Origin of the sequence: Citrobacter sp. C5_2 (genome assembly GCF_014596845.2) — a bacterium.
Lineage (GTDB): Bacteria > Pseudomonadota > Gammaproteobacteria > Enterobacterales > Enterobacteriaceae > Citrobacter > Citrobacter werkmanii.
In genome coordinates this window covers 1,481,916-1,506,915 of record NZ_CP115032.1, presented here as the reverse complement: position 1 = coordinate 1,506,915, position 25,000 = coordinate 1,481,916, and the positions used below count along the sequence as shown (strand labels likewise).

Sequence of the window (25,000 nt, the reverse complement as noted above, 5' to 3'; positions counted from 1 at the left end):
GCCATCGTGCCAGGCAGTTACCTGATGGCGCTACGCTTATCAGGCCAACAAGTTAAATTCCCAGCCCCTGATTAAAGTGCTCTTCACCAAAGACGCCGGTCGAAAGATAGCGATCGCCGCGATCGCAGATGATCGCCACAACTACCGCGCCGGGCGTGGCACGTGCGACGCGTAACGCGCCCGCCACCGCGCCGCCAGAACTGACACCACAGAAAATCCCTTCACGAACGGCCAGTTCACGCATGGTGTTTTCGGCATCATTCTGGTGAATATCCAGCACCTCATCCACCAGCGAGGCGTTAAAAATGCCCGGCATATATTCCGCAGGCCAGCGGCGAATTCCCGGAATACTGCTGCCCTCTTCCGGCTGCAGGCCAACGATAGTGACCGCTTTTTCCTGCTCCCGCAGAAAACGCGACACGCCGGTAATGGTACCGGTCGTCCCCATGCTGGAGACAAAATGGGTGATGCGACCTGACGTCTGCTGCCAGATTTCGGGTCCGGTGGTGGTGTAGTGCGCATACGGGTTATCGGGATTATTAAACTGATCGAGCAGTTTACCTTCTCCGCGCTCAGACATAGCGAGGGCTAAATCGCGCGCCCCCTCCATCCCCTGCTCTTTAGTGACCAGAATCAGCTCCGCGCCATAGGCACGCATTGCCGCCCGGCGTTCCTGGCTCATGTTGTCCGGCATCAGCAGCTTCATGCGGTAGCCCTTCAGCGCGGCGATCATCGCCAGCGCGATGCCAGTATTGCCGCTGGTGGCCTCAATCAATACGTCACCCGGCTTAATTTCCCCACGCTTTTCCGCTTCAACAATCATCGACAGCGCCGCCCGGTCTTTCACCGAACCCGCAGGATTATTCCCTTCCAGCTTGACCCAAATTTCGCTGCCGTTATCCGGCGCCAGGCGTTGTAATTTCACCAGAGGCGTATTGCCAATTGTTTGTTCTAATGTGTTCACGTTTTCAGCTCGTAAAAAAGCCCGGTAAGCGTAGCGCCACCGGGCGATAACTATGCAAATTAACCTATCAGGCTGATTGCGCCAGGGCAAGTTCCTCTTCACGCGTTTCAATACGCTGGTCGCCGTTATACAAACGTGCATTTTGCAGTCCAACAAACAGCCGTTCACCGCGGCTCGGGGAATCATCGCCCTGCATGATGACCGTCAGCGGTTCGCTGTACCACCCGAGGGGTTGTACAACTAATTGGGTGTAGTGCCCTTTCGGACTGGCTTCCAGCACCTGAACCGGCAGCGGCGAATCCAGGCTGGTACGGCGGCTCACATCCACTTCCCATGGACGCAGGAACAGATCGACCGGTCCCTGATAGCCAGGCGTATAGCCCAACGGCCAACGGTGTGCGCCCACGTGGAATTGCCCACCGCGAATCGTCCCCTGCAGGCGGTTAACCTCGCCCATAAACTCCAGCACAAAACGGGTAGCCGGTTCTCGCCAGACCTGATCCGGCGCGTCGGCCTGTTCGATATGACCCTGGCTCATCACCACCACCCGGTCTGCAACTTCCGTCGCTTCTTCCTGATCGTGGGTAACAAACACGCTGGTAAACTTCAGCTCCTCATGCAGTTGACGCAGCCAACGGCGCAGTTCTTTACGCACCTGAGCATCGAGCGCGCCAAACGGCTCGTCGAGTAGCAGGATCTGCGGTTCTACCGCCAGGGCACGCGCTAATGCCACACGCTGCTTTTGCCCACCGGAAAGCTGTGCCGGGAAACGATCCGCCAGATGAGCCAATTGCACCATCTCCAGCAGTTTGGTCACTTTGGCTTTGATCGCCGCCGCATTAGGACGCTCACGCCGTGGCAGAACTGTCAGACCAAAGGCGATATTGTCGAATACCGTCATATGACGAAATAGCGCATAGTGCTGGAACACAAACCCCACTTTGCGATCGCGCGCATGCAGACGGCTGACGTCGGTGCCGTGAAAACGAATATGCCCGCTGGACTGATGCTCCAGCCCGGCAATGATACGCAGCAGCGTAGTTTTGCCCGAACCGGATGGCCCCAGCAGAGCAACCATTTGACCTGAAGGAATATCCAGCGAGATATCGTTCAGCACCTGGGTGCGACCAAAAGACTTCTTAATATTGGCAATCTCAATGCTCATGATTTTCCTCCTGCTGCGCGCGTTTCTCCTGGTTCTCCAGACGCCATTGCAACATGCTCTTCAAAAACAGGGTAATAATCGCCATCAGCGTCAACAGCGCGGCGGCGGTAAAGGAGCCAACGGCGTTATAGTCCTGCTCCAGTAATTCAATCTGCAGTGGTAAAGATAAGGTTTCGCCGCGAATCGAGCCGGAAACCACCGACACCGCGCCGAATTCGCCTATCGCACGGGCATTAGTCAGCACCACGCCATACAGCAACGCCCAACGGATATTCGGCAGCGTGACGCGGCGGAACATCTGCCAGCCAGAGGCACCAAGCAAAATCGCCGCTTCGTCTTCATTGCTGCCCTGACTTAGCATCACCGGCACCAGTTCGCGCACCACAAACGGACAGGTCACGAACACCGTCACCAGCACCATTCCCGGCCAGGAGAACATAATTTGCAGGTTGTGCTCATCCAGCCAACCACCCAGCGGGCCGTTAGAACCGTAAAACAACAGATAGATCAGACCAGCGACCACTGGCGAGACGGCAAAGGGAATATCCAACAGCGTCAGCAACAGCTGTCGTCCAGGGAAGTTGAAGCGAGTCACCAGCCAGGCCAGCAATACGCCGAACACCAGATTCACCGGCACCGCAATCAGCGCAATTAGCACCGTCAGCCAAATGGCATGCAGCATATCCGGGTCAGCCAGGTTCTGTAGCACCGGCATTAATCCCTTGCTGAACGCCTGCACGAAGATATAAATCATCGGCACCAGCAAAATAAAGGCCGATACCAACATGCCCGTGCCGATCAGAAACCATTTACCCCAGTTAATGCGGGGTGCGTCATAGCGTTTCAATTGGGTAATGTCTGCCATTAGTGACCTACCACGCGTCGACCAAAGCGACTTTGCAGGGTGTTAATTGAAAACAGTAGCAGCAACGACGCCCCGAGGATCACAGAAGCAATCGCGCTGGCAGCCGGGTAGTCAAACTCCTGCAAGCGAACAAAAATCATTAGCGAGGTCACTTCTGTTTTCCATGCGATGTTCCCGGCGATAAAAATAACCGCGCCAAACTCACCGAGGCTTCGGGTAAACGAGAGCGCTACGCCCGCCACCAGCGCAGGAGACAGCTCTGGCAACACCACTTTACGAAAACTCTGCCAGCGCGTGGCGCCAAGCGTTTCCGCCGCTTCTTCATACTCCGGGCCTAACTCTTCCAGCACCGGCTGTACGGTGCGCACGACAAACGGAATGCTGGTAAAGGCCATCGCCACCGCGATGCCCAGCCAGGTGTAGGTCACCTTAATATCCAGCTTCGCCAGCCATTCGCCGTAGAAGCCATTGACTGAAAACAGCGATGCCAGCGTCAGGCCAGCTACCGCCGTAGGCAGCGCAAATGGCAGATCCATCAGCGCATCCAACAGCGTACGGCCCGGAAAGCGATAGCGGGTTAAGATCCACGCCATCAGCAGACCGAACACGCCGTTAAAAATCGATGCCACAAACGCCGACAGCAGCGTCACTTTATAAGCCGCTACCACCTGCGGATTGGTAATCACTTCCCAATACTGCGCCCAGCTCATTTGCGCCAGTTGCATGACCAGCGCGCTAAGCGGCAGCAGCAATATCAGGCAAACGAACAGTAAGCTGGTGCCCAGACTTAAGGTAAAGCCGGGCAGCACGCGTCGGGAGGAAACAGCAAACATTTACTTACGCCCCGCCGCCAACAGTTTGTCCAGCTCACCGCCGCTGACAAAGTGCGCTTTCATCACCTCAGGCCACGTGCCAAACTTGTCTTCCACGCGGAACAGTTCGGTTTGCGGGAATTTATCTTTCAGCTTGTCCATCACCTGCGGGTTGTTCACGCGGTAGTAGAAATCGGTAATGATGGTTTGCGCCTGTGGGCTGTACAGCCAGTTCAGGTACGCTTTCGCCGCTTTTTCAGTACCGTTGGCCTGCACATTTTTATCGACCCAGGCTACCGGGAATTCCGCCAGAATGTTGACCTTCGGCACCACGACTTCGAAGCCCTGATCTTCATACTGTTTACGGATGTTGTTCACTTCCGATTCAAATGTGATCAGCACATCACCCAGGCCGCGTTCAACAAAGGTGGTCGTTGCACCGCGACCGCCGGTATCAAACACTTCGACATTTTTCAGGAACTGGGTCATAAATTGTTCGGTTTTGGCTTTATCGCCGCCGTCAGCTTTGTCCGCCGCGCCCCATGCCGCTAAATAGGTGTAACGCGCATTTCCGGAGGTTTTCGGGTTCGGGAAAATCAGCTTCACGTCCGGGCGAACCAGATCGTTCCATTCGTGGATATTCTTCGGGTTACCCTTACGCACTAAAAACGCCATGGTGGAATAGAATGGCGAGCTGTTATTCGGCAGGCGGCTTTGCCAATCGGCGGAGATCAGTTTGCCTTTATCGTGCAGGATCTGCACATCGGTGACCTGGTTATAGGTCACAACGTCAGCTTTCAGTCCCTGCAAAATCGCCAGCGCCTGTTTTGATGACCCGGCATGAGATTGTTTAATCGTCAGTTTATCGCCACCGTTATCTTTCGCCCATTGCTGTTCAAACGACGGGTTAAGGGCGGCAAACAGCTCGCGGGAGACATCGTATGAACTGTTCAGCAGTTCCGTTGCCTGCGCCTGCCCCACCAGCAACAGCATTGCTGCCAGCGTCAGGGTTCTTTTTTTCAGTAAGTTAACGGCCATTGCGCACCCTTATAAATTTAATGACTTTCTTATGGTCATCATATTTATAACCAGTGCTAAAGGAGTAACGGTTTTATATACCGTTTGATGATTTGAAAGTTGAAAAGAGAATAAGGGGTACCTCCTCCCCATCGCGCGGGGAGGAGACCGGCATCAATCAGACGCCAACGCTTACGCTTTCAGGCAAAGTGCTGCCGCCATCAATGACGTTTTGCGTGCCAGTTAAATAACTGGACTCATCCGAGGCGAGAAACGCGGCCAGTTCGCCGACTTCAAGCGGACAGGCCAGACGACGCATTGGAATCGCTTTCGCCATTTCAGTTAATACAGATTCCGGATCGTCCGGATTGGACTGACGCGCGATATTTTCCGCCATCGGCGTACGAACATAGCCAGGGCAAATGGCGTTCACGCGAATGCCGGACTGCGCATATTCCACCGCCAGCGATTTGGTTAAGCCGATAATCGCCGCTTTTGACATTGCGTAGGCCGTTTCGCCCGGATCGGCCACCATATCGCCAGTGACTGAGGACATCATCACGATGCGCCCGTCTTTGCGATCAATCATCTCCGGCAGTACGGCTTTCGTTACGTTCCAGACGCCTTTGATATTGATATCAATATGGAAGTCGCGATCGTCATCGCTCATCTCAAGGAAGTTACCGAGGCGACATACGCCGGCGTTGTTGACCAGAATATCGATTTTGCCTTCAACCTTCTTCGCGCGTTTCACCGCTTCCGTGACTGAAGCAAAATCTCTGACATCCGCGTGAACCGCCGTGCAGCGGTGACCGCGTCCAGCCAGCTCATCCGCCAGTTTTTCAATCTCATCGGAGATATCCAGCAGGATTAAGTTCGCGCCATGGCGGGCAAACGTTCTGGCGATCCCTTCGCCAATACCCTGCGATGCGCCCGTAATCAATGCTGTTTTGCCCGTGAGTTTTCCCATTTCAATATTCTCCTTTTGAATATGAAGCCTTCGCTTCATTCACGCAGAAGATACAGCAATAACAAATCGGTGCTGCGAAACGGCTCACTAATCAGTCCGGTCAATGAAAAAATATCGTCAACGCGCTTGTTTTTCGTTCGCTGACGCAACCGTTATGCGAACAGGCGGCTTTGTCTGATCAACTTTTGCTGGCCCTAATAGTTTATCCGGCGTGCAGTCACGAATGATTTTGCCCCCTTTCATGACCAGCACACGATCGAAATACTTCAGCAAATAACGACGGTGCGTCACCATGATCAGTGTCTTACCGCTGATAAAGTGATCGAGATGATCGAAAATTCGCTGTTCGGTCATTTCATCCATATTCGAGGTTGGCTCATCCCATAAGTAAATCTGAGCATCGCTACTCAAACTACGCGCTAATAACAGCTGCTGGTTTTGCCCTGAGGATAAGTTACGCGCCATAAACATCACCGGGTAACGCAGCCCCATTGGATGCTGGAGCACAAAGGTACAGTTCGCCAGATTAAGCGCCTCGATCACCTTCTTGCGGTTGTCGCAATCTTTAAGGGCAAAGTTACTTTCAATGCTGCCGGTAAACAACGTGTCATTATTGGTCACCATACTGATAAAGCGGCTGAAAAAGTTCTGCGCCAGATGTCGGGTATTGTAGCCATCGTACATAATACTGCCCTCAGTCGGTGGACAGTAGCCAGAGAGCAGGGAAACCAGCGAGCTTTTCCCGGAACCACATTCGCCAATAATTGCCACCCGCTGCCCATGAGGAATATCCAGCGTCAGCGTATCCAGCGCTTTTGATAATTGCGGATCGTACTGATAGCTCAGGGCGCGTAGAGAGATATCACCGCGCACGTTAACAATCGATTGCAGCAATTTTTGCTCATGTTCCTGCCCTGCCGGCATAAACATTTTCATTAAATCCGTAATGGTTTTATTGGTCGTAAAAATAGTAGAGAGCGTTGATGATAACCCCGAGATGATCCCCGACATCCGCCCGGAGACAATAACGGAAGAGACAATCGCCCCCGTGGTGATTTCACCTTTGATGACCAGGAAAAAAGCGAAAACCATCAGCAGGATCTGGTTCAGGTTCGACATCGCGCTAAGCGCAGACTGATAATAGACCCCAGCCTTACGCAACTTTAAGCTAAGCCATGACTGATTGTTACTGCTATTAACCCAATCAAGCATCAGGTTTTTGTTGTTTAAGGTATGGATGGTACGTAGGGAATAGAGTAATTCAGTAATGAAAACGTTACGGTTTGACTGGCTCTCCTTCATTTTATCCATCAGCACTTCCGTATACTTGAAGTATCCCCAGGCCAACAGTAGCGACACCATCATCATCATCACGGGCACTAACACCAGGGCACCGAGATTAATGTAAATAATCACACAAAAAATAATAAATACCGGAATATCCGACACGCGCTGGAAAACGGAATTTAACAGCACGGGCTTTATTTTTTGAAATTCTGTCCACAGAACAAACACGGAGGACATAGAGCTGCTTTTGGTGGTGTTGTAGATCAATGCCTCCACAAAAGAGACATCAATATTGACATCCTCCTGGCGCGAGACAATCGACTGATAGATATCTTTCGAGGATCGCAGTAAAAATTCAAAGACGATAAATACCAGTACGATACCCACCACCCCAAACAGAGAGGCGATCGATGACCCCGGTACAAGCTTATCGTAGTAAATGTTACTGAAAACCGGGATAGTCAGGGCAAACAAGGCCATAAACAGCGAGGTAAAAAAATACTTACTGTAAAAAACTTTATTATTTTGCAGTCCGGATTTTAATATCGAGCTGATTTTTATTGATTCAGTCATCCCGCTTAAAGGCTGGATCAGAAAGACCGAAATCGTCTGGATGTTTTCTCTGGCGCACGCAACGACACCCAACTCGTTGTTACGCTTGACCAGCTGTAGCCCCCCTTCCTGGCACCCGACACACACCATCCATTGCATGTCGGAGGTTAATATAATCAGCGGCATATTTTCATTCAGCAAATCGTCGGGGCGCGAGAATTTCACCTCGTGGATCATCAGACCTAATGATAGAAAATAGTTTTTAATCTGCGCTTCATGGTTCGGATCGTTTTTATCATATTGCGACAGCGTGACCGGTATTTTTGCTTCATCTATTTCGATACGTGAGTCGTGGTTTTTGGCGATGTATTGCATAACGCCAGCCAGGCCTAAATCATATAGCGTAAAATCATTCATAGAATTTGCACTCATTCCCCCGCACGTCCTGTACGGGGGAAACGGTTATTTATTGATGGTGATGTTGCTGATCGTCCTGATTATCTTCGACGCTCTGGCTAATGCTCATCACTTGTGCCGCGAAGCTGGCTGCTTCATGCGAAGAGGATTGATCCGCTGCAGAATGCGGCGCGTCACTTTCATCGCTGCGGGCGTCGTCCATGCCTGCAACGACGCTGCGGCTACTGGTATCCACCGTAAAGGCGATATCCTGACGTTCGCTATTCCCGGCACTGTCCTGCGTGCGCAACACCAGAGAATGTGGGCCATCCTCCAGCGCCACAGGCACGTCGAACTGCGTAGAGCCAGACGGCGAAGGCACCAGCGGATGCGTGACACCGTCCAGTTCAACGCTGGCATGGGTAATACTGGCGTCCAGGTTGAACTCAAAGACCGGATGCGACGACTCCACTTCTATGGTGTCCCTGGTGTCCTGCTCGCTACTGTACAGACTGCTGCGTAGCGACACCGGGTCATCGGTTCCAACATCCACATCGTGCGTCACGGTGCTGGTGTTACCCGCCACGTCGGTAATGGTGAAGGTAAGCTGATGCTCGCCCTGCGACACATCCTCAAGCTGGAGATTCCAGTTACCGTCTTTATCCACGTTTGCCGTCAGCACATCGCCATTATCCAGTGAAACGCTAACCAGGGCTCCCGCTTCGCCATGCCCGCTAAACGATAAGGTTGACTCATCGGTCTGCCAGGTTTGTTCCTGGCTACTCGTACCATCGAAAGTCACATCAAAATTATCGACATGGGTATCGACCGTGAACTCAACCGACTGGCTGGCGGTATTACCTGCCGCATCGCTGACATTCACCACCAACGTCCAGGTGCCTTCAGCCAGCGCCTCTTCAGGTGTCCAGGTCCAGTGGCCTGATTCATCCTGCGTGGCGCTGTGGGTTTCGCCGTTTATGGTCACCGTTACGGTAGTTGCATCAGGATCGATGTTACTCAGGATAAACGTTGGGGTGTCGTCCTTAGTAATGTTGTCCCCTGAGGCACCGCTATCGCTGCCCGCATCCAGGGAAACTGTCGGCGTGCTGACCGTGGTGTCGATGGTGTAATCCAGGGACGCATCCGCGCTATTACCCGCCGCATCGGTCACGGTCACCACTAACGTTCCGCTGCCGTCCGCCAGCGGGGTGTCCGGCGTATACGTCCAGTTACCCTGCTCATCCTTGGTTGCGCTGTGCGTTTCACCGTTCAGCGTCACCATCACTGACGTGGCGTCCGGGTCGATATTACTCAGGATAAAGGTTGGCGTCGTATCCTTCGTCAGATTATCACCCACCGTACCGCTATCGCTGCCCGCATCCAGGGCGATCGTCGGCGTGCTGATAGTGGTGTCGATGGTGTAATCCAGGGACGCATCCGCGCTATTGCCCGCCGCATCGGTCACGGTCACCACCAACGTTCCGCTGCCGTCCGCCAGCGGGGTGTCCGGCGTATACGTCCAGTTACCCTGCTCATCCTTGGTTGCGCTGTGCGTTTCACCGTTCAGCGTCACCATCACTGACGTGGCGTCCGGGTCAATATTGCTCAGGATAAAGGTTGGCGTCGTATCGCTGGTGATATTATCCCCTGCCGTTGCGGTGTCACTGTCCATATCCATCATTACTGTTGGTGTGCTTAGCGTACTGTCAATGGTGAAATCCAGTGAAGATTCCGAAGTGTTACCTGCGCCATCCGTGACTTTCACCTTCAGGGTCCAACTACCGTCTGACAGCGCAGTTTCCGGCGTATACGTCCAGTTACCTTGCTCATCTTTGGTTGCGCTGTGCGTTTCGCCGTTCAGCGTCACCATCACCGACGTGACATCCGGGTCAATATTGCTCAGGATAAAGGTTGGCGTCGTCTCATTCGTCAGGTTGTCACCGACATCACCGGTATCGCTGCTGGCATCAAGAGCCACCGTCGGCGTACTGATACTAGTGTCGACGGTGAAATCCAGGCTGGACTGCTTAGTATTCCCTGCCGCATCGGTTACTTTTACCTCAACGGTCCAGTTACCGTCTGCCAGCGGGGTTTCCGGCGTATAGATCCAGTTACCCAAAGCGTCTTTGGTCAGGGTTTGCGTATTGCCGTTTAAGGTCACCTCTACCTTCGTCACATCAGCGTCAACGTTAGTCACGACAAACGTCGGTTTAACGGTTTGCGTGATGTTATCGCCCACCGTGCTAGTATCGCTTGCCGCATCCATGGCGATGACCGGCGCGCTGAGCACAGTATCAATAGTAAAGCTAAAGGATTGCGTTGCGGTATTTCCTGCCGCATCCGTTGCGCTCACCTGAACGTCACATTCGCCGTCACTTAGCGGAGTTCCCCATGTTACGGTCCAGACGCCATCGCTGATCTTCGTTGCCTGCACCGTCGTTCCATCAATCGTTACGCTCACCGCAACGACATCCTTCTCGATGTTACTCAAAACCAGCGTCGGGGTTGAGTCATTGGTCAGGTTGTCGCCCAGCGCACCACCGTCTGAGGTTACATCTAGCGCCACGGCTGGCGTCGTGAACATCACATCAAGGTCGACAGGCACGCTGATATTGGTGGCAGAATCCTCTGCCTGAATGCTGACTTTACCGCCATCAGGATAGTTAATCGCGGTACTCCAACTGCCGGAGCTGTTGACATTAACTGTGGTGATAACGTTGCCGGACTCATCCTTGATAACAATGGTCGTTCCCGCTTCCGCCTTGCCTGAGAGGATCCACAGATTCCCCTCTTCGTTCCAGGAAGAGATCTCTACCGTCGGCGTATTTGGCGCAACGCTATCGACCAGAATGTCATGGTTAATGGTTTGGGTATTGCCGGCAGTATCTTGAATGGTGAAGGTTAAATTGCTGGTCCCTTCAGGCAACGCGCTGGCCTTGATGCTCCAGGTGCCATCGGCGGCAACTGTGGTGGTAGCCACCACCATCCCTGCCACCATCAGGGTGACAGTAGCCCCCGCCTCACCGACGCCATTAAAGACAGGCGTGCGGTTGTTAACTACCCATTTATCGGCCGAACTGTCTTTGTCGTCCTGCACGTTGGCGGTGAACTGGCTGATGGAGGTATCAATCACTATCGTGAAGGTTGAGACGGTACTGTCGTTCCCCGCGCGGTCTTCTGAACTCACCTGGACGGTCCATGTCGCATCGCTAAGCAACATAGGATTAACGTTTACGCTCCATTTTCCTGTACCGTCTGCCCAGACGTTGCTAACGGTCATTCCATTAATTTTGACAGTGACATAGCTGTTAGCCTCAGCCATACCGCTCAGCTTAATACCTGCAGAAATATCATTGATGTAAATCGTACCATCAACGGTGTGGTCAGCGACGCTCTCTCCGTTAATATTGTCCAGCGTGACGGGAGTATCGTTAACCGTATCGATCGTGAACTTCTGATCGCCAGTGGAGGCCGTATTGCCGGCGGCATCGGCAATATCAAAGCGGATGGTATGGCTACCGTCGTCCAGCGCTTGCGGAACGGTATATTGATAATTTCGCCCGGAGATCGTGATGGTTTCCACATACTTACCATCAATATAAACCTTGACGGGCTGACCCGTTTCACCGTTGATCTGGAACGTTGGCGTCGTTCGGGCGGTAACATAATCGTTAGAGTAGAGGCCACCATCAGGATTCATTTTATCCAGCTCAATCCAGGTGCTGGTATCGACCGTAACCAGAATGCGTGCCGACTCTGCGGTATTGCCCGCCGTATCTTCCGCCACTACGCGGATGGAATATTCACCGTCAGCCAACGTAGTTGGGTATTGCCACGTCCAGTTGCCTTCGGCATCCGCCGTTACCGTTGCGACCGTTTTTTCATCCACCAGAATAGAAATCGTCGCCCCCGGCTCTCCCGTACCATGGAAGGCTGGCGTATTGTCGCTGGTTATGTTGTCATCCAGCGAGCCTGAGTTAGACGCGTCATCCAGGTTGATGGTCGGGTAATCGGTATGGCTATCCAGCGTGAAGACAAATGGATCGCTGGTCTGGCTGTTTCCGGCCACATCCGTGATCTGTACCGTCAGGCTGTACTCGCCATCATCATTGAGGATCAGCGGTACCGTCCAACTGCCATCAGCCGCTACGGTAACCTGGCCTGCCGCGACGCCATTCAAATAGACGGTAATCGTAGCGCCGCTTTCACCGGTACCTGTGACACTCAGCGCTTTACTATTGGTCAGGTCCGGCAGCGTATCGACGCTAAAATTGTCAACCACGGTATCAATAACAACGGTAGTCGTTGCACTGGTTGCGGTATTGCCTGCCGCATCCGTCGACACCATTTTAATATCATAAGAACCGTCGGCGCTTTCCGGCATCGTCCAGCTCACTGTCCCTGCCGCATCGGCGGTTACCGTGGCAACTTTTTCGCCATTGACATAAACATCGACCGTCGCATTAGGATTGGTGACTGCCGTCAGGGTTGGCGTAGTCACTTTGGTGATGGCGTCCAGCGTGTCCGCACTGTTGGAATCACGACTCAGGACTATGTCAGTGATGCTATTTTGCGTATCGCGGGTAATATCGATATTTTTGGAGACGGTATTGCCAGCAGCATCGGTGGAAGTCACCACAAAGGTTTGCATCCCCTCCTGCAGCGTAATTTCCGTACTCCATGCACCATCGCTCTCCACGGCAATGGTAGCCAGAATCTCGCCCTGCGTATTGGCGATCGTAACGGTTGAGCCCGCTTCTGCGGTACCGTCAAGGTGAACGCTGGTTTTTTGGGTGATGTTGTCGGTATCGCTGGTGCCGGTATCATCCGTATCGCGTAAATCAACGGTCAGTGGCGCAATATAGGTATCGAGAACAAAACTCTCCGGGCCGAAGGTTTCTGTGTTACCCGCCACATCTGTTACCGAGAAGCTAATCTCATGCTCTCCGTCAGCGCCAATGTTTGTAATCGATGCCAGCCATTTACCATCACTGGCGGCGACCGTTTCCACCACTACACGACCGTCAATCATCACCTTGATATGCGCGCCGGCTTCAGAGATTCCGCTCACTACCGGGGTATTGGTGTTCAGATACCCTTCATCATTTAATCCGTTAATATCCCAGTCAAGAGGAACCACATGCGTGTCAATGACCAGACTTGCAGGGTCAGATTTTACCTCCTCCCCGTTGTTCGGGTTAATGACGCTCACCTCTATGCTGTAGGTCCCTTCAGCCATTTCTGGCAGGTTAAAGTTGTAGCGTCCGGTTGAGTCCGTTGCCGCGGTACCAACCACCTCACCGTTAACATAAATCGTCACGGTGCTGCCCGGCAGCGATGTCCCGGTAATTGATGGCGTCGTATCATTAGTGACAAAGTCACCAATGGAGCCGCTATCCGATGCGGTTTGTAGCTGCAGTGTCGGTGGATCGACGTCGATCAGCGGAATGATAAAGGCGAAGTTAGTGGCGTCAGAGACGTTACCCGCTTTGTCGGTCGCGACGACGCTAATAATATGATCGCCAGAGTTAATGGCGCTCGGCGGCGTCCATGACCATGTTCCGTTGCTGTCCGCCACAACACTGGCGACAGTAACGCCATCAATACTTATCACCAGCGTCGATCCTGCTTCCGCAGTACCACTGAATTCTGGCGCCAGGCTTAAGGCTTCATGGTTATTCCCGGGATCGGACTCGCTCAATGCAACCCCCGGCGCGTTAACCACTGTATCGATAACAAAATCAATGTTGCTTGCCTGGGTGTTTCCGGCCTTATCGGTCGCGGTAACCGAGATGGTATAGTTGCCATCAGTCAAATCACCCAGCGTAATAGACCAGGTCCCGTCCGAGGCAGGAGAGAGCGTTTGGGTCTGAATCGCATTACCGCTCTCATCCAGCACGGTCACCACCAGCGTTGCGTCTTTGTCCGTCAGACCGCCGAACGTAGGTGACGTATCTTTGGTAATTTTATCCGTCTGCGAAGAGCCTGTATCAGAAGAGGCCAGCAGCTCCACCGACAGCGCAACGTGTGTGTCGATGGTAAAATTCATGCTGCTTTCAGCGGTATTACCGGCTTTATCCGTAACGGTCACTTCTGCGGTGTAGTTACCATCCGCCAGATTGGCTGAGGTAACCGTCCATTCCCCAGCTTCATTTTGTGTCGCCGTATATTTCGCACCGTTTATAACAACAAACACGGTATCAACATCGTCCGGCACGCCGGAAACTATGAACGTCGGCTGCGTATCATTGGTTAACGAATCACTTGAGCTATCGCCAGAATCACTGGCGCTATCCATCGAAATAGTTGGCTGCGGGATCTGAGTGTCAATCGTAAAAGTCAGGGTCTCTGTCTGGTGGTTGCCCGCGACATCGACCATCTCCACGGTGGCGGTGTAAGTACCATCCGCTAGCATGTCAGCGGTATAAATCCACTCGCCCTGGGCGTTTTTCTCCAGCGTCTGCGTGTGCCCATTGAGCGTGACGGTGACGGAGGTGAGTTCCTCCGCCGCGCTAATCTGGATACGCGGCACTGAGACGTTAGTCAGGTTATCGGTGGTATTCTGCCCGGTATCATCCAGCAGCAGCACGGCAGGAGAGTCAACCACCGTATCAACGGTAAAGTTATAGGTTGTCGATGCGCTGTTACCCGCATTATCCGTAAAGGTCACGACCACGCTATATGCGCCATCCGCCAGGCTTTGCGGTACCTGCCAGCTCGTTGTCGACGGATCCAGTGACAGCGTCGTGTCACCAAGAGTTACCGTTATACTGGCGATATCGGCAGGTACGCCGCTGATACTGATAACCGGTTTCGTCACGTTGGTGATGTTATCATCAGTGCTGCCGCTGTTGCTGCCATTATCCAGCGCCAGAATCGGTGCTGAGCAAATGGTATCAACGGTAAAGCTCATTGAGGATGATTTGGTATTGCCTGCATCATCTTCAACCTTAACAGTTGCGGTATAGGTTCCATCCGGGAGGGCATCGGCATCGGGTAACTGCAAGCCCCATATACCATTCTTTTCCGTCGCGTTATAGGTTTTATTGTTGATAGTGACAGTGACGCTATAAGCATCGCTATCGATATTATCGAGCGTGAAATATGGCGTCGTATCGTTGGTTAGGTGATCGTTTGACAAGGTCCCCGTATCACTTGCAGCCGCTAAATCGATTGTTGGCGTGCTAAGGGTGGTATCCACCACAAATTTGAGTTCAGTGCTGGCGGTGTTACCCGCTTTATCCACTACTGAAACGTCGAGAGTGTAGTTGCCATCTGCCAGTGCCGGAGCCGAGTAGATCCAGCGGCCGGACTCATCCTTCGTCAACGAAGTCACCGTGCCGTTGAGGGTAACGCTCACCGACTCCACATCCGCCGGAACGCTGATTTCAAATTCAGGGGCATTGCTCTTCGTTATGTTATCGCTGTCGGAATAGCCCGTGTCGTCACCGACGACAAAGTCCACCGATACCGACGTTTGCGTATCAATGGTGAAGGTCAGCGGAGTTTCTTTGGTATTTCCGGCGTTATCCGTCACCGTGGCAATTAAGGTGTAAGTGCCGTCTGCCAGCGCTTCATCCGGCGTAAAACTCACCGGCTGACTGGTCAAATCCACAGGAATATCTTTGCCGTTCAGGTTCACCGTCAGACTATAAACATCTTTATCCAGCGAACCAAACTCAAACGTTGGCTGGGTATTGTTAGTGTAATTATCGGCGGAGCTGCTGCCGCTGTCGTCCTCGTCTTTAAGATCCACCGTCACAGGTGTAAGCGTTGTATCGATAGTAAAGGTGAAAGTTTCCTGGGTTGTGTTGCCCGCTTTATCCATCACGTTGACGACAATCGAATGCTCACCATCGGTCAACGCCGAGCTGGCGGTGTAGGTCCACTTGCCATTGGTTTTCGTCAGCGTCTGGGCATCACCGCCGTCCAGTGCCACCGAGACATGCGTAACATCTGCGGCAACCCTAATATCAAAGCTTGGGATGGTATCGTTCGTTAAATGGTCATCCGAAGAGAAACCGGTATCATCAGACATGGTAATCTGATCGATTGCCACCGTGGTATCAATGGTAAAATCGAGATCGGACGTCCGTTCGTTCCCCGCTTTATCGGTTGCCGTGACCGTTATCGTATAGTCCCCATCGGCCAGTTTAGGAGCCTGGAATACCCACTCCCCTTCGGCGTTTTTCGTCGCGATATAGTCGTTATTATTTAGCGTGACAACCACGGAATATATATCGCTGTCGACATTGCTGATAATAAATTCAGGCTGCGTCTTCGACGTCAGATTATCTTCACTGCTGTCACCCGTATCAGATGCGCTGACAAGATCAATCGTCGGCGTGTTTAGCGAGGTATCAACGGTGAAGGAGAAGGTCTGCGTTGAAGTATTTCCCGCCCGATCCTGCACTTCCAGGATCATTTTATGATTGCCATCCGAAAGTGCCGATGGCGGCGTAAAGCTCCAGTTACCGCTGCCATCCTGCGTCAGCGTAATCGGCACCCCATCAAGCGTAATGACGGCATGCGTCACGTCGCTGTCCATGTTGCTTATCAAGAACGTGGGCTTATTGTTACTCGTCAAATGATCGGTAGCGTCATAACCCGTGTCATCACCCGCGTCGAACGCAATAGTCGGTACGGAAAGCTGGTTATCAAAGGTGATCGTTTTCGTGTCGCTGGTAGTGTTCCCTGCAGCATCTTCAACGGTAACGGTCAGCGCGTAATCTCCAGCGACAGAGAGTATCGGCGAGGTGACGGTCCAGTCACCGTTGGCATTTTTCACCACGGTACAGGCAAGACCGTTAATCGTTGCCGTCAGGCTGACAACATCATCAGAGGTGGTGACGTTAAATATCGGTTGGGCAGCATTCGTGATGCCATCGGAGGACGAATCCCCGGTATCTGTCGTCAGAGTGATGGAATTAATATCCACCGAGGTATCCACGGTGAAATCATATGTCGACGTTCTTTGGTTTCCTGCTTCATCAGTAACGCGTACATCCAGCGTATATTTCCCTTCAACAAGGGCGGTTTCTGGAGTATAGGTCCAACTGCCGTCCGCTTGTTTCTTAACGGTTGTCGTCGCGCCGTTCAACGTCACTTCGATGCTGTAAACATCTGCCGGCACATTGCCTAGTTCAAACGTAGGTTTTGTGTCGTTGGTAACATTGTCGCCTACCACACCACTGTCATCCGCCGCCATCATCTTGACGGTGAGCGGCTCCAGGGTGGTGTCAATGGTGAATGTTTGCGCGCGATTCGCCGTATTGCCTGCGTCATCCGTAACGGTCACCGTAAGCGTATATTCACCGTCCGCAAGGGCAGATGGCAGAGTCACCACCCACTTCCCTTCCTGGAAAATGGCATCCTGAGTCAGTGAGCCTATGCTGACAGTGACAGCATGCGCATCAGCAGGCGCGGTGATGGCAAACGTTGGGGTGGAATCGTTGGTCATCCAGTCGTTTTGCACGCCGGTATCACTTTGCAGAGTAATACCGTCCACGCTGGTGGAGGTGTCAATGGTCACGGAGAGTGAGGTCGTCTTTTCATTACCTGCATCATCAACAACCGTCAATTGGGCCTGCCAAATCCCATCCGGCAGATCGGCGGGAACGGTAAAGGTAGCACTGCCATTTTCAACCGTAATAGGCCATGTCTGACCGTTAATCGTCAGTGAAACGCTGACAACGTCGCTATCAATATTGCCGATCACAAACGTTGGGCGCACATCCTGAGTGACATTATCTGAATCACTGTGCCCCGTATCGCTATCGCTTGAAAGCTGCAGCGTCGGCACAGAAAGGGTCGTATCAACCGTAAAATTGAGATCTTTATTACTGGTATTACCCGCTTCATCTGTTACGGTAACCGACACAGTATGTGCTCCATCGGCGAGCACCGCGGTGGAAAAATGCCACTTTCCATCAGTCTGCTTAGAAGCTTCACCAGCCGCTTTACCATCAATCATTATGCTGACATGCGTGACATCATCCGGCACGCCGATCGCAAACTCAGGTGTATTCACATTGGTTTGGTTATCGGTGGTGCTTGAACCGGTATCATCCAGAAGCACGATAGAGTCGATGTGAGTGACAGTATCAATTTCAAACCTGGCAGCGTCAGAGGTGCTCTGATTACCCGCCATGTCTTCAACCGTGACAGTTATCGTATATTGCCCATCGTCCAGCGCAACCGGACAAGCCCATGCTCCGCTTTCGTAGGTTTCACTGTCCAGTGTCCAACTATCTTTGTAGCTGCCATCGCTACTCACAATCGCTATCGTAATCGTATTGACGTCATCAGTATCCACGCCACTAATCTGGAATTGCGGCTTCGTCTCATTAGTCAGCCCATCGGTCTGGCTGTCACCCGAATCAGATACCGTCGCGAGTTCGACTGTCGGTTTATCGACAATGGTATCGATAGTAAAGCTAATCTTACTGTCAGCACTGTTACCTGCCACGTCAGTCACCGTCACAGTTGCAGTGTAACTGCCATCTTGCAACTCATCAGGTAGGGTGAAAGAAGTACTCTTGCTCAGATCTATTGTGTAGTGCTGCCCGGTGCTCAACGTCAGGGTAATAGTGGCGACATCGTCCGGAATATTGCTGAACTTAAACGTCGGTGTTGTGTCCGCAGTATAATTATCTGTCGAGCTCTCTCCCGTGTCAGAAGTCTTATCCAGCACAATATTGACTGGCAGAACCTCTGTATCCACCGTGATAGCCAGCGCCGCCGAGGTTGCGGTGTTGCCGGCGTCATCGGTCACCTGCACCCTGATGCTGTAGTCGCCGTCCGCCAGTTCCGGGGCGGTAAAGGTCCACTTGCCCTCAGCCTTCACGGCGTCATAGGCGGTGCCGTTGATAAGAACCTGCACCTTCGTCACATCCGCATCGATATTCCCCAGCGTGAAGGCCGGCGTGGTGTCGTTCGTGATGTTGTCGCTGTTGAGGCTGCCGCTGTCTGACGCATCCGCCAGATCGATGGTCGGCACCGACAGCGTGGTGTCCACCGTAAAGGTCAGGATGGCCGAGTCCGCGGTGTTGCCGGCCAGGTCGGTGACCGTCGCCACAATGGTGTGCCCACCGTCGGTCAGCGCGCTGCTGTCAATATGCCACTGCCCGTCCGCGGCCTTCGTCGCCGCCACCGGCTTACCGCCGTCAATGCTCACCATCACGCTGACGGCGTCGTTATCCGTGGCAATGGCAAAGCCCGGCGTGGCGTCGTTAGTCTGGTTATCCCCCGCCGTGCCGGTGTCGTCGCTCAGGGCGATCACCGGCGCCGCCACGCTGGTGTCCACCGTGATGGCCAGCGCCGTGGAGGTCTGCACGTTCCCCGCGTCGTCGGTCACCTGCACGCTGATGCTGTAGTCGCCGTCCGCCAGTTCCGGGGCGGTAAAGGTCCACTTGCCCTCTGACTGCACGGCGTCATAGGCGGTATCATTGATAAGAACCTGTACCTTCGTCACGTCGGCGTCGATATTCCCCAGCGTGAACGTTGGGGTGGTGTCGCTGGTGATATTGTCGCTGTTGCTGCTGCCGCTGTCTGACGCATCCGCCAGGTCGATGGTCGGCGCCGACAGCGTGGTGTCCACCGTAAAGGCCAGTGAGGACGTCGCGGTGTTGCCGGCGAGGTCGGTGACGGTGGCCACGATGGAGTGGTCGCCGTCGGCCAGCGCGCTACTGTCAATATGCCACTGCCCGTCCGCGGCCTTCGTCGCCGCCACCGGCTTACCGCCGTCAATGCTCACCATCACGCTGACGGCGTCGTTATCCGTGGCAATGGCAAAGCCCGGCGTGGCGTCGTTAGTCTGGTTGTCGCCGGGGGTGCCGGTGTCGTCACTCAGGGCGATCACCGGCGCCGCCACGGTGGTGTCCACCGTCACAGCCAGCGCCGTGGAGGTCTGCACGTTCCCCGCGTCATCAGTCACCTGCACGCTGACGCTGTAGTCGCCGTCCGCCAGCACCGGGGCGGTAAAGGTCCACTTGCCCTCTGACTGCACGGCGTCATAGGCGGTGCCGTTGATAATGACCTGCACCTTCGTCACATCCGCATCGATACTGCCCAGCGTGAACGCCGGGGTGGTGTCGTTCGTGATGTTATCGCTGTTAAGGCTGCCGCTGTCTGACGCATCCGCCAGATCGATGGTCGGCACCGACAGCGTGGTGTCGACGGTGAAGGTCAGTGAGGACGTCGCGGTGTTGCCGGCGAGGTCAGTGACCGTCGCCACGATGGTGTGGTCGCCGTCGGTCAGCGCGCTACTGTCAATATGCCACTGCCCGTCCGCGGCCTTCGTCGCCGCCACCGGCTTACCGCCGTCAATGCTCACCATCACGCTGAACGCGTCCGGATCGGTGCTGACAGTGAAGCCCGGCGTGGTGTCGTTAGTCTGGTTATCCCCCGCCGTGCCGGTGTCGTCGCTCAGGGCGATCACCGGCGCCGCCACGCTGGTGTCCACCGTCACAGCCAGCGCCGTGGAGGTCTGCACGTTCCCCGCGTCGTCGGTCACCTGCACCGTGATGCTGTAGTCGCCGTCCGCCAGTTCCGGGGCGGTAAAGGTCCACTTGCCCTCTGACTGCACAGCGTCATAGGCGGTGCCGTTGATAATGACCTGCACCTTCGTCACATCCGCGTCGATATTCCCCAGCGTGAACGCCGGCGTGGTGTCACTGGTGATGTTGTCGCTGTTGCTGCTGCCGCTGTCTGACGCATCCGTCAGATCGATGGTCGGCACCGACAGCGTGGTGTCCACCGTAAAGACCAGTGAGGACGTCGCGGTGTTGCCCGCCAGGTCGGTGACCGTCGCCACGATGGAGTGGTCGCCGTCGGCCAGCGCGGCGCTGTCAATATGCCACTGCCCGTCCGCGTCCTTCGTCGCCGCCACCGGGGTGCCGCCGTCAATGCTCACCATCACGCTGACGGCGTCGTTATCCGTGGCAATGGCAAAGCCCGGGGTGGTGTCGTTAGTCTGGTTGTCGCCGGTAATACCGGTGTCGTCGCTCAGGGCGATCACCGGCGCCGCCACGCTGGTGTCCACCGTCACCGCCAGCGCGGTGGAGGTCTGCACGTTCCCCGCGTCGTCGGTGACCTGCACCGTGATGCTGTAGTCGCCGTCCGCCAGTTCCGGGGCGGTAAAGGTCCACTTGCCCTCAGCCTTCACGGCGTCATAGGCGGTGCCGTTGATAATGACCTGCACCTTCGTCACGTCGGCGTCGATATTCCCCAGCGTGAACGTTGGGGTGGTGTCCCGGGTGATGTTGTCGCTGTTGCTGCTGCCGCTGTCTGACGCATCCGTCAGAGCGATGGTCGGCACCGACAGCGTGGTGTCGACGGTGAAAGCCAGTGAGGACGTCGCGGTGTTGCCCGCCAGGTCGGTGACGGTGGCCACGATGGAGTGGTCGCCGTCGGCCAGCGCGGCGCTGTCAATATGCCACTGCCCGTCCGCGGCCTTTGTCGCCGCCACCGGGGTGCCGCCGTCGATGCTCACCATCACGCTGACGGCGTCGTTATCCGTGGCAATGGCAAAGCCCGGGGTGGTGTCGTTAGTCTGGTTGTCGCCGGTAATACCGGTGTCGTCGCTCAGGGCGATCACCGGCGCCGCCACGCTGGTGTCCACCGTGATGGCCAGTGTGGTCGAGTTAGCGGTATTACCCGCATTGTCGGTGACGATAACACTGATGCTATAGTCGCCATCCGCCAGTTCCGGGGCGGTAAAGGTCCACTTGCCCTCTGACTGCACGGCGTCATAGGCGGTGCCGTTGATAATGACCTGCACGCTGATCACGTCAGCATCGATATTGCCCAGCGAGAATGTTGGCGTGGTGTCGCTGGTGATGTTGTCGCTGTTGAGGTTGCCGGTGTCTGACGCATCCGCCAGATCCAGCGTAGGGATAGAAACCTGGGTATCAATGGTGACCTGAATTTTTTCTGAAGTCGCTGAGTTGCCGGCGACATCTGTTGCCGTGATATAAAAAATGTAGCTTCCATCGGTCAACGCCTGCGATCCCGTGAAGCTATAAGACCAATTTCCGTTAGCATCCGCGCTGACTTTCCCGATGGCCTTCCCGTCCTGATAAATAGTGATGCTGGAATAAGCCTCGGCTGAACCAGAGAAAATCGGGGAAGCGTTATTGGTAATGCGATCGGCATCACTTATGCCGCTATCGCTATCAAGATGGATTGTGGGTGTTTCCATCGTACTATCGACCACAATATCCAGCGTGGTCGAGTTTGCGCTGTTGCCGGCGGCATCTGTTGCACGTACAACGACGGCATGCTCGCCATCAGCTAAGCTCGCCTCTTCCGGGATACGATAGTTCCAGACGCCATTTTTATCAGAGACAACCTGACCGACTACGGTACCATCAATAAAGATCTCGATCGTCGCGTTGGCTTCAGCCGTTCCGGTTAACAACGGCTGCGTTTCCTTGGTAATACCATCATCATTCGACGATCCCGTATCTGAACCCGTGTCTAATTTAAGCGACGGCGTGACGGTAATGGTATCAATGACCAGATCGTAACTACTGCTCGATGTGTTCCCCACCTCATCCTGAGCCTGAATAGTCAGCGTATAATCGCCATCGGAAAGAGCCGGATTAGGGTCATATTCGAACTGCCAGTTGCCATTAGCATCAGCCTGGGTAGTGCCCACGGCTTTACCGTCAACCATCACTGTAATGGTGGCGTATTTTTCAGCAGTCCCGTCAATTGTTAAATTATCATTTTGCCGGGTGATCCAGTCAGTCTGGCTTATCCCCGTATCATCTTCAGCCTGCAACGTGGCAACCGGTGACGTTGTGCTGGTATCGACAGTGAAAGTACAATCGGCAGATGATGGAGAAACGTTTCCCGCAAGGTCAGTCGCATAAGCCACTGCAGTATAGCTACCATCAGCCAGATCGCTTGGCAAAGTAAACGACCAGATACCATCGTGGTTTGCCGTCACCGTGCCACAGGCCTTGCCATCAATATAAATCGTCACCGTACTGCCCGCTTCTGCTGTACCGGTAAAGACTGGCGTGGCGTCGTTTGTCAGAATATCGCCTGATTTTGAAACGGTGTATTTATCCAGTTCAATATCGGGCGATACGGGAGCAACCGTATCAATAGTATATTCGTAGCTGAAGGTTTGCTGGTTGCCCGCATAATCAGTTACGGTGATTGAGAGTTCGTTCAGCCCTTCTGCAGAGGCCTGCGCCAGGTTAAAGCTGAAATTACCACTCTGTGAAGCATCAATTTCAATTTTTTCCCCGGTCGTCAGGTTAGTGATCACAATATGACTATTTGGGTCAGTTTTACCGGTAAACGCTGGATAAATATCGTTGGTATAATTGTCCCCGGCAACTCCGCTGTCTGACTGGCTAGTCATTGCCAGTGTGAATGCATCAATATCGGTATCGACAGTCACATCTATTTGTGCGGTTGAGGTATTACCCGCACGATCGGAAGAGACCACTTCAAAAGTATAAATACCATCAGCGGTGATTTTATTTTCCGGCAGTGTATATTGCCAGTTCCCCATGGAATCCACGCTGATATCGGCCACTTTGTAGCCATTCAGATATAACTCGAGCGTTGAGTTCGGTTCAGCATTACCATGCAGAGAAGGCGTTTTATCATTAGTCAGGCTATCGATCGAGGACATCCCCGTATCACTGGATTCATCAAGAATAATAACGGGTGTTTCTGGGGGAATCGTATCCAGCGTAATAACGCCGGTTGTTGATGCCGTGTTTCCCGCTTTATCCGTCGCATCAATCTCAATATTATTAATGCCTTCATTTAATTCTGAACCACTAAACTGATACGACCAGGCGCCATCAGAATCTACGGTGACTGTGGTAAGCAGAACGCCATTGGCATAGATAGCAACCTGCGATCCTGCTTCGGCTTCACCAATTATTTTCGCATCGGTAAAACGGGTAAGATTTTCACCCTCAATGCGATCGGCTGCAGGAATAGCGTACTGATCGTCGAGTTCGAAAGTGGGAGCTGCAATGACGGTATCAATGGTTACGATAATTTTCGCGCTACCGCTTCCCCCCTGCCCGTCCGTCACATCGACCTGGACGTTGTGTTGTCCGTCAGCCAGCACCGTGCCGCTATTGAATGAAAAGTTGCCCATCGCATCGGAGGTCGTGACGGCGACAACCACACCATCAATGCGCAGTGAAACTGTCAATCCGGGATCGGTAGAACCAACAAACTGCGGTGTGGTGACGTTGGTAATATTATCGTTTTTTACCCCAGAATCACTGCCGTCATCAAGCTTAAGAGCCACATCAATAGGTTTTACGTCGATGGGCGTTTCATCAGATTCTGATGAACTTGAAGAACTGGACGAACTGGATGAGTAATCAGAGAAAACGAGTCGACTGGCCTCAGCCACAGAGTCATCGTCATATTTCTTATGGTAAAGGCTGGCATCCAGCTGCTCTTCTCCCTGGTTCTGAGAGGCTGCGCCATTTTGGCCATTGCTCTGCGCTTTATCATTTAGGAACTCCTCAAGCTGCTTTTGAACTTCTGCAGAAGCTTTTTGCGCCTCTTCAGCTTCAGCACGCATTTTTTCTGCTTCATGCTTCAGATCAGCAGCCTCTTTTTTAGCTTCCTCAAGGTCTTTCGCATTAATCTCGCTGATTTTATTAATATTATCTTTCAGCACGCGATCCTGACGCTGATCTGATAGTGCAGAGTCAAGCCGTTCAAGTTGAAGATTGCTTAAGTCGATCGTTTTCAGCAGTTGCTGGCCTGAAACATCCTGCCCCTGGAATTTGAAGTGAACGTGGTTATTTTCCAGGCTTGAATAAAGAGCGCCGTTAATAACGTTAACCACCACATTACCCGGAAAAATAAATTTAAAGTCGGTCCCACTAATGACGACTTTGGCACTATCCATAGCACCATACTGCTGTAAGTCGACAATTGAATCGTTGCTTGCGAAAATAGTATTACTCATATTATCACC

General features: G+C 53.5%; 8 protein-coding genes. All 8 read right to left on the bottom strand.

Annotated features, from left to right (window positions below; genetic code table 11):
* Nucleotides 1–52: 52 nt before the first annotated feature.
* Nucleotides 53–964, bottom strand: a complete 912-nt coding sequence (cysM, locus tag ICA20_RS07225) for a cysteine synthase CysM (RefSeq protein WP_038642491.1) — start codon at nt 962–964, stop codon at nt 53–55.
* Nucleotides 965–1,031: 67 nt separating this feature from the next.
* Nucleotides 1,032–2,129, bottom strand: a complete 1,098-nt coding sequence (gene cysA / locus ICA20_RS07220) for a sulfate/thiosulfate ABC transporter ATP-binding protein CysA (protein ID WP_038642493.1) — start codon at nt 2,127–2,129, stop codon at nt 1,032–1,034.
* A complete protein-coding gene (gene cysW / locus ICA20_RS07215; protein WP_038642495.1) occupies nt 2,119–2,994 on the bottom strand; it encodes a sulfate/thiosulfate ABC transporter permease CysW in 876 nt (291 codons plus the stop codon). The genes cysA and cysW overlap by 11 nt, the downstream gene beginning before the upstream one ends.
* Nucleotides 2,994–3,827 (bottom strand): sulfate/thiosulfate ABC transporter permease CysT, encoded by an 834-nt coding sequence (gene cysT / locus ICA20_RS07210; RefSeq protein WP_038642497.1) that lies wholly within the window; start codon nt 3,825–3,827, stop codon nt 2,994–2,996. Before cysT ends, cysW begins: the two co-directional genes overlap by 1 nt.
* The gene (locus tag ICA20_RS07205) at nt 3,828–4,844 is read right to left on the bottom strand and encodes a sulfate ABC transporter substrate-binding protein (protein WP_038642500.1); all 1,017 of its coding nucleotides are present in this window, start codon (nt 4,842–4,844) and stop codon (nt 3,828–3,830) included.
* Between the two features lie 157 nt (nt 4,845–5,001).
* A complete protein-coding gene (gene ucpA / locus ICA20_RS07200) occupies nt 5,002–5,793 on the bottom strand; it encodes an SDR family oxidoreductase UcpA (protein ID WP_038642502.1) in 792 nt (263 codons plus the stop codon).
* A 117-nt stretch (nt 5,794–5,910) separates the two neighbouring features.
* Nucleotides 5,911–8,049, bottom strand: coding sequence for a peptidase domain-containing ABC transporter (locus ICA20_RS07195; RefSeq protein WP_071888161.1), 2,139 nt, complete (start codon nt 8,047–8,049; stop codon nt 5,911–5,913).
* 49 nt (nt 8,050–8,098) lie between these two features.
* Nucleotides 8,099–24,991 (bottom strand): Ig-like domain-containing protein, encoded by a 16,893-nt coding sequence (locus ICA20_RS07190; protein ID WP_051594532.1) that lies wholly within the window; start codon nt 24,989–24,991, stop codon nt 8,099–8,101.
* Between the last annotated feature and the right edge of the window lie 9 nt (nt 24,992–25,000).

Coding starts and splice junctions, on each gene's coding strand:
- ICA20_RS07205 (WP_038642500.1), bottom strand. CDS start 4,844: ATGGCCGTTAACTTACTGAAAAAAAGAACCCTGACGCTGGCAGCAATG.
- ucpA (WP_038642502.1), bottom strand. CDS start 5,793: ATGGGAAAACTCACGGGCAAAACAGCATTGATTACGGGCGCATCGCAG.
- ICA20_RS07195 (WP_071888161.1), bottom strand. CDS start 8,049: ATGAATGATTTTACGCTATATGATTTAGGCCTGGCTGGCGTTATGCAA.
- ICA20_RS07190 (WP_051594532.1), bottom strand. CDS start 24,991: ATGAGTAATACTATTTTCGCAAGCAACGATTCAATTGTCGACTTACAG.
- cysW (WP_038642495.1), bottom strand. CDS start 2,994: ATGGCAGACATTACCCAATTGAAACGCTATGACGCACCCCGCATTAAC.
- cysT (WP_038642497.1), bottom strand. CDS start 3,827: ATGTTTGCTGTTTCCTCCCGACGCGTGCTGCCCGGCTTTACCTTAAGT.
- cysA (WP_038642493.1), bottom strand. CDS start 2,129: ATGAGCATTGAGATTGCCAATATTAAGAAGTCTTTTGGTCGCACCCAG.